The 7,006-nt window shown below is 50.8% G+C and carries 6 protein-coding genes and 2 pseudogenes; all 8 read left to right on the plus strand.

The genetic code is table 11. The features are described from left to right. A partial coding sequence (locus E5329_RS27450) for a Maff2 family mobile element protein (RefSeq protein ID WP_135992342.1) occupies positions 1-212 on the plus strand: 212 nt, incomplete at its 5' end. Positions 213-218: 6 nt separating this feature from the next. Next, the gene (locus tag E5329_RS27455) at positions 219-1,082 is read left to right on the plus strand and encodes a VirB6/TrbL-like conjugal transfer protein, CD1112 family (RefSeq protein WP_006861291.1); all 864 of its coding nucleotides are present in this window, start codon (positions 219-221) and stop codon (positions 1,080-1,082) included. Between the two features lie 44 nt (positions 1,083-1,126). Continuing rightward, positions 1,127-1,585, plus strand: a complete 459-nt coding sequence (locus E5329_RS27460) for a SpoVG family protein (protein ID WP_135992343.1) — start codon at positions 1,127-1,129, stop codon at positions 1,583-1,585. Then, on the plus strand, positions 1,585-2,163 hold the full coding sequence (locus E5329_RS27465) for an MT-A70 family methyltransferase (RefSeq protein WP_120487117.1): 579 nt from the start codon (positions 1,585-1,587) through the stop codon (positions 2,161-2,163). Before E5329_RS27460 ends, E5329_RS27465 begins: the two co-directional genes overlap by 1 nt. 28 nt (positions 2,164-2,191) lie before the next feature. Then, a complete protein-coding gene (locus tag E5329_RS27470; RefSeq protein ID WP_135992344.1) occupies positions 2,192-2,626 on the plus strand; it encodes a PrgI family protein in 435 nt (144 codons plus the stop codon). After that, a pseudogene (locus E5329_RS27475) lies at positions 2,565-4,073 on the plus strand (VirB4-like conjugal transfer ATPase, CD1110 family); the annotation flags it as partial. The gene E5329_RS27470 and the pseudogene E5329_RS27475, both read left to right, overlap by 62 nt. Positions 4,074-4,634: 561 nt before the next feature. Then, entirely contained in the window at positions 4,635-6,314 is a 1,680-nt protein-coding gene (ltrA, locus tag E5329_RS27480) for a group II intron reverse transcriptase/maturase (RefSeq protein WP_135992345.1), read from the plus strand. 79 nt (positions 6,315-6,393) lie between these two features. Continuing rightward, positions 6,394-6,954 (plus strand): annotated as a pseudogene (locus E5329_RS27485) (VirB4-like conjugal transfer ATPase, CD1110 family); the annotation flags it as partial. Between the last annotated feature and the right edge of the window lie 52 nt (positions 6,955-7,006).

The raw sequence follows: 7,006 nt of genomic DNA on the forward strand, positions 1-7,006 counted from the left end.
CTTTTTTTGCAAGTGCGATTGATACCCTGAAAATCCTGGTTATTGCTCTGGGCGCCGGCCTCGGCGCATGGGGCGTCATCAACCTTCTGGAAGGTTATGGCAATGACAACCCTGGGGCAAAATCCCAGGGCATGAAACAGCTTATGGCTGGCGGCGGTATTGCGCTGGTGGGTGCCACGCTGATCCCGCTGCTCTCCGGCCTGTTCGGTTAATAGCCGATGGGCAGTCTGTTTGAAAGGATAACAGACTGGATTAAAGAGGGCTTAATCGAAGCGATCACAGGACAATACACCGGTATCTTTGAATCCGTCAACAGCCAGGTCTCGGATGTGGCCTCGCAGGTAGGCCAGACGCCGCAGGGGTGGAATGGCGGCGTGTTCAGCATGATCCAGAATCTTTCTGAAACCGTCGTCATTCCCATTGCGGGAATCATCCTGACTTTTGTTCTTGTCTATGAACTGATTCAAATGATTCTTGAAAAGAACAACATGCACGATTTTGATACATTCAACATCTTCAAGTGGATTTTCAAAACCTTTGTTGCCACCTACCTGCTCACCAACTGCTTTACTATCGTCATGGCGGTGTTTGACGTCGCCCAGAATGTGGTGAGCCAAAGCGCCGGCGTGATAAACGGGAACATGGATGTTACCGCTGCGCTGGCCGACCTGGAAACGCAGCTTGAAGCAATGGGGATGTGGGAGCTGATCGGTCTGTGGCTGGAGACCAACATCATCAACCTGTGCATGTGGGTGTTGTCCATCGTGATTTTTGTCATTGTGTATGGCCGTATGATCGAGATATATCTTACGGTCAGCCTGGCACCCATACCCTTTTCCACAATGGCAAACCGTGAATGGGGGCAGATGGGGACAAATTACCTGCGTTCCCTGTTTGCTTTAGGTTTTCAGGGGTTTTTGATCCTGGTCTGTGTCGCGATTTATGCGGTGCTGGTCCAGTCGATCCCTTCTTCCGGCGACATTCACGGCGCGATCTGGGGCACGGCAGGCTATACGGTCCTGCTGGCCTTTGCCCTGTTTAAGACAGGCTCGCTATCCAAAAGCATTTTTAACTCGCATTAGCGTGTAACCAACTTACATCTTAACAAGAAGGAGGACTTTTCTATATGAGTAAGACAAACAACGAACCCGTGCAGCCGGAGGTACAGGCACCGGAGGCTCAGGCGGGCGGAGGCTTAAAGCTGGATGTAACTGTACGCCCGATTGCCCCGATGGGAAACCTGCTGGCTTACGCCAATGTGACCATCGGCGACAGCTTCAAGATTGACGGCTTCCGTATCTGCTCCGGCGAAAAGGGGCTGTATGTCAACATGCCCTCTACCCAGGATAAGCAGGGAAAATGGAGGGATGTCTGCTGGCCGGTGACGGCGGATTTCCGCAGGCAGCTTAACGACGCCCTGATTGAAGGGTACGGCCAGGCGATTGAAAATTTGCAGGCCACCCTTGAAGCGACAAAGGGAGCGGCGGAGAGACCATCCCTAACCGGCGCCCTGAAAGAAAATGCCGGTAAGGTTAAGACGCCTCCGGCAAAATCCGCTCCCACCAAGAATGAGCAGGCCCGATAATGCCGGAGGCTGGAAAATATAGCATCGTGTATGCGGACCCGCCCTGGCGTTATGATATGAAACGCGGCAACGGGGTGGCGGAAAACCATTACCCAACCATGAGCATAGAAGAAATATGCGCGCTACCGGTTGCAGACCTTGCGGCTAGAGACAGTGCGCTTTTTCTATGGGCCACCTTCCCACAGCTTAATGAGGCGTTCCGTGTTATGGAGGCATGGGGCTTCAAATATAAGACGCTGGCCTTCCTCTGGCTGAAACAGAACCGGAAAGCAGATAGCTGGTTTTATGGGATGGGGTTCTGGACCCGCTCAAACGCGGAGGTGTGCTTACTGGCGACCAAGGGGCGCCCCAAACGTCAGTGTGCGGGAATCCACCAGTTTGTGATCTCCCATATCGAACAGCACAGCAAGAAGCCGGACGAGGTGCGGGATAAGATTGTGAAACTTATGGGCGACCTCCCCAGGGTGGAACTGTTTGCAAGACAACAGGCCCCCGGCTGGGATGTGTGGGGCAATGAAGTGGATTCAAGTATCACGATGCCCGGAAAGACGGACACAAGGGAATCAGATAAATATTGACGGTATATCACGATTGGAGGTGAAAACAATGCCTTATGTACCCGTACCCAAAGACTTAACGAAAGTCAAGACCAAGCTGGCGTTTAACCTGACGAAGCGCCAGCTTATTTGTTTCAGTCTGGCCGCACTGGTGGGACTGCCGGTATATTTCCTTACCCGCGGCGCTATCGGCAACTCGGCGGCGGTGCTGATGATGATCGGGATTATGATGCCCTTTTTCTTTTTCGCCATGTATGAGCGGGACGGACAGCCGGCGGAGAAACTTCTGAAAAACAGGCTCCGCTATAAGCTCTGGCCGAAGAAACGGCCATACCGGACGGAAAACCTGTATAAATCCATGTCAAAGAAGGAGGTTACGAGGATTGCCAAAAACCAAACAGCAGGAGGCCCAGGAAAAACGTCTGCAAAGAAACATCAGGCAGGCAAAAAAGGCCAGGGCCGATGCAAAGACAAGCGGAAATAAGACTGTCCGCACTAGGCCGCCTAAAAAGGGCGGCTTTTTTGCCGGGCTGAAAACGGACGCCCCGCAGACGGTCCAGCAGAGTATTCCCTATAAGGAAATGTACCGGGATGGAATCTGCCGGCTGACCGACAAACTCTACACCAAGACGGTGCAGTTTTTTGATATTAACTACCAGCTTGCACAGGCGGATGACAAAGCGCAGATTTTTGAGGGTTACTGTGATTTCCTCAATTATTTTGACGCTTCGATCCATGTGCAGCTTACTTTCATTAACCAGCGGGCCAATATGCAGGATTTCGCCCGCAGTATCGACATCCCCATCCGCGGCGACGAATATGACGGAATCCGCAGGGAGTATGGGGATATGCTGAAAGGTCAGCTCCAAAAAGGCAACAACGGCCTTACCAAACGGAAATATATCACTTTTGGAATTGAGGCTGACGACCTTCGCACCGCGAAGATGCGCCTGGAGCGGATCGAGGCCGACGTGCTGGCGAATTTCAAGGCCCTGGGAGCCCAGGCAAAGCCGTTAGACGGGTTGGAACGCCTGGAGCTCCTTCACAGCCAGCTCCACCCGGACGGGCAGGAAAAGTTTCATTTTACCTGGGCGGACCTGCCGAAAACCGGGCTTTCTACAAAGGATTTTATTGCGCCCTCCGGCCTGTCGTTCTCAAATGACGGAAAGACCTTCCGGGTGGCCGACCATTCCGGGGCGGTGTCCTTTTTGCAGATTCTAGCGCCGGAGCTGACGGACCGGCTGCTGGCGGAGCTTTTGGACCTGGACGACGCCGTGACGGTGAACCTGCATATCCAGTCCATCGACCAGGCCCAGGCGATCAAGAACATCAAACGCAAGATGTCCGATTTGCAGAAAATGACCATTGAAGAACAGAAAAAAGCGGTCCGTGCCGGGTATGACATGGACATCATACCTACCGACCTTGCCACCTACGGCGAAGAAGCAAAGAATCTCCTACAGGATTTGCAGAGCCGGAATGAGCGCATGTTTCTTGTGACGGTGCTGGTGGAGAATATCGCTTCCAAACGGCAAAAGCTGTTTAATGATATTCTGTCTGCCTCCGGTATTGCGCAGAAGTATAACTGTGCCCTGAAACGTCTGGACTACCAGCAGGAACAGGGACTTATGTCCTCTCTTGCCTTAGGGTTGAACCAGATTGAAATTGAGCGTGGGCTTACGACCAGCAGCACCGCCATTTTTGTGCCGTTTACGACCTGCGAGCTGTTCCAGGAGGGAGAGGCGCTTTATTATGGTCTGAATGCTCTAAGCAACAACCTGATTATGGCGAACCGCAAGAACTTAAAGAATCCAAACGGCCTGTTCCTGGGAACGCCCGGCAGCGGCAAGTCCTTCTCTGCCAAGCGTGAGATCGTCAACGTGTTCCTTTTAACGGAGGATGACATCATCATTGCAGACCCGGAAAATGAGGTGCGACAAGAAGTCGCATAATAAATTGCTGGTCGTCAGCTACCCTATCCATTTGGGGTAATCCTACCACAATCTGCGTGAATGGCAACGTTCAGGTGGGAAGCTTGTGGGACAATATGGGAAACCTGACAGCCTAAGTCGGGCGTACTGTTAGGATAAGAGTGCTATGACGAATGTAAAGTGAACCATTGTAAGAGTCGTTACAGGGAATAAGTGAAATAAGGCTGATACACTTACACCAAAGGGTGCGGAGGTGGTTGCGGCGGCTTTCGCAACGCCGTAACAAATGGACATGATTCCTCCCGGCTCAAAGATGGCGTCTAAGGCATTCACAATTATTTATTATGCGGAACTTGGTAAGCCCTATGTGTTCCTTATATATATTTTTTTTTAAGGTATTGAAGCCGCAAGGCAGAGAAATGGCACAGAGGGTAGAGGAACGGGATAAAAAGCGAATGGCTCTGCTGTAATGGCGGGGCATAGGGGTTCAAGATTTGCCCTGACCCGAAAGGGTGCAGACTTATCCCACGGTATTTCATGACAAAGAATGGAGGTAAACCTATGAACGGTAATAATTCAACGACGGAAACACCAGTTTCTGAGAGATTATCGGACGGCAAGCGGCTTTCCATTCAGTGGAAAACTATCGACTGGAAGAAAGCGGAGCAGGAAGTTAATAGGCTGCAAGTCAGGATTGTCAAGGCAACTCAGGAAAGGAAATGGAACACAGTGAAGCGGCTTCAGTATCTACTGACGCACTCGTTCTATGCAAAAGCACTCGCCGTAAGGCGTGTGACCACAAACAAAGGAAAGAAAACCGCAGGGGTGGACGGGGAAATCTGGTCAACGCCTGCAATGAAGATGAGGGCTGTCATGTCATTGACAGACAAAGGCTATAAAGCAAAACCGTTAAGACGTGTCTATATCGAGAAGAAGGACAAGAAAAAGAAACGTCCGTTAGGGATTCCAACCATGTATGACAGGGCAATGCAGGCGTTGTACGCCCTTGCATTAGAGCCAGTGGCAGAAACAACCGCCGACACGAAATCGTTTGGTTTCAGAAAGGGGCGTTGCTGTCAGGACGCGTGCGAATATATTTTCACGGCATTGTCGCGCAAGGTATCGCCCGAATGGGTTTTAGAGGGTGACATCAAAGGCTGTTTTGATAACATCAGCCATGAATGGTTAGTGGAAAATATCCCTATGGACAAATCTATTCTGAAACAGTTCCTGAAAGCGGGATTTATCTTCAAAGGGGAGCTGTTCCCGACAGAGGACGGCACTCCGCAGGGCGGCGTTATCTCGCCGATTCTTGCAAACATGGCGCTGGACGGTATGCAGAAAGTATTGTCAGACAAATTCCACACCAACAGGCTCGGAAAGGTGGACTATCGGTTCAAAAACGCCCACAAAGTCAATCTGGTGCGCTACGCTGATGATTTTGTAGTAACAGCGGCAACGGAGGAAATCGCCTTGGAAGCAAAGGAATTGATAAAAGACTTCCTGAAAACAAGGGGCTTGGAATTATCTGACGAGAAAACGGTAGTCACCCACATCAACGACGGATTCGATATGTTAGGCTGGACATTCCGAAAATTTAAAGGAAAGCTGATTGTGAAGCCGTCAAAGAAATCCATACAGGCAATCGTGAGGAATTTATCTGACACGATACTGAAACGTGGGAAAGCATGGAATCAGGATGTGCTGATTATGAAACTGAACCAACAAATCCGAGGATGGACGAATTACCACCAGTCTGTGTGTGCGGCAGAAGCGTTTGCACATTTGGACTATATCCTCTATGAGTTACTGTGGAGATGGGCGAAAAGACGGCATCCGAAGAAAGGGCAATGGTGGATTTCCACGAGGTATTGGCATCGCAGGGAAAACCGAAACTGGGTGTTCGCTACGGACACAAAGGAGCTGATACGGGTAGACCATACACCAATTGTCCGACACACAAAAGTAAGGGAAGCAGCCAATCCGTTCCTTGATACGGAATATTTCAGACAGCGTAAGTTTAATCAGGGAATGAAGAAACTTTCAGGAAGATTCAAACTAATCTGGAAGAATCAAAACGGCTGTTGCTATCACTGTGGAATGCCACTGGACATTTCGGACGAGAGGGAAATTTTCTTTAAAGTACCAAAGTCCAGCGGTGGCAAGGAGGAAGTGGCTAACATGGCATATGTTCATGCTGACTGCCAACGAATCTATCTTGAGAGCCGCTCGAAAGAGTGATGAAATGCTTGAGCCGTATGAGTGGAAACGCTCATGTACGGTTCTTAGGCGAGAAAGGGCGGGTAACCGCCCCGACTTAGCCGACTACGGGCCTCTGGTACAGCAGTTCGGCGCCCAGGGGCAGGTCATTGACATTTCCCCGACTTCCACCAACTATATCAATCCGATGGACATTAACCTGGACTATTCGGATGATGAAAACCCCATCACACTGAAAAGCGATTTTATCCTGTCGCTGTGCGACCTGATTATCGGCGGCAAGGAGGGGCTTTCCCCGATTGAGAGGACCATCATTGACCGCTGCACAAGGCTTGTGTACCGGGATTATTTGCAGGACCCCCGCCCGGAGAATATGCCGGTCCTGGGCGACCTGTATGAGCTGCTTTTGAAACAGGCGGAGCCGGAGGCACAGAATATCGCCACGGCGCTGGAAATCTACGTCAATGGCTCCCTGAATGTGTTCAACCATAGGTCCAACATTGACATGAACAACCACCGGGTACTCTGCTTCCAGCTCAAATCTCTGGGCAAGGCCCTGAAAGAGATCGGGCTTCTCATTATGCAGGATGCCGTGTGGAACCGTGTTACCGCCAACCGCTCGAAGCATAAGACGACCTGGTTCTATATCGATGAATTCCATCGTGTAGCGACACGTTGTCGCATATAAACTCTGCGTGGGAAAAATCCTGCAA

The sequence above is a fragment of the Petralouisia muris genome (assembly GCF_004793545.1).
In the GTDB taxonomy this organism is placed as follows: domain Bacteria; phylum Bacillota; class Clostridia; order Lachnospirales; family Lachnospiraceae; genus Petralouisia; species Petralouisia muris.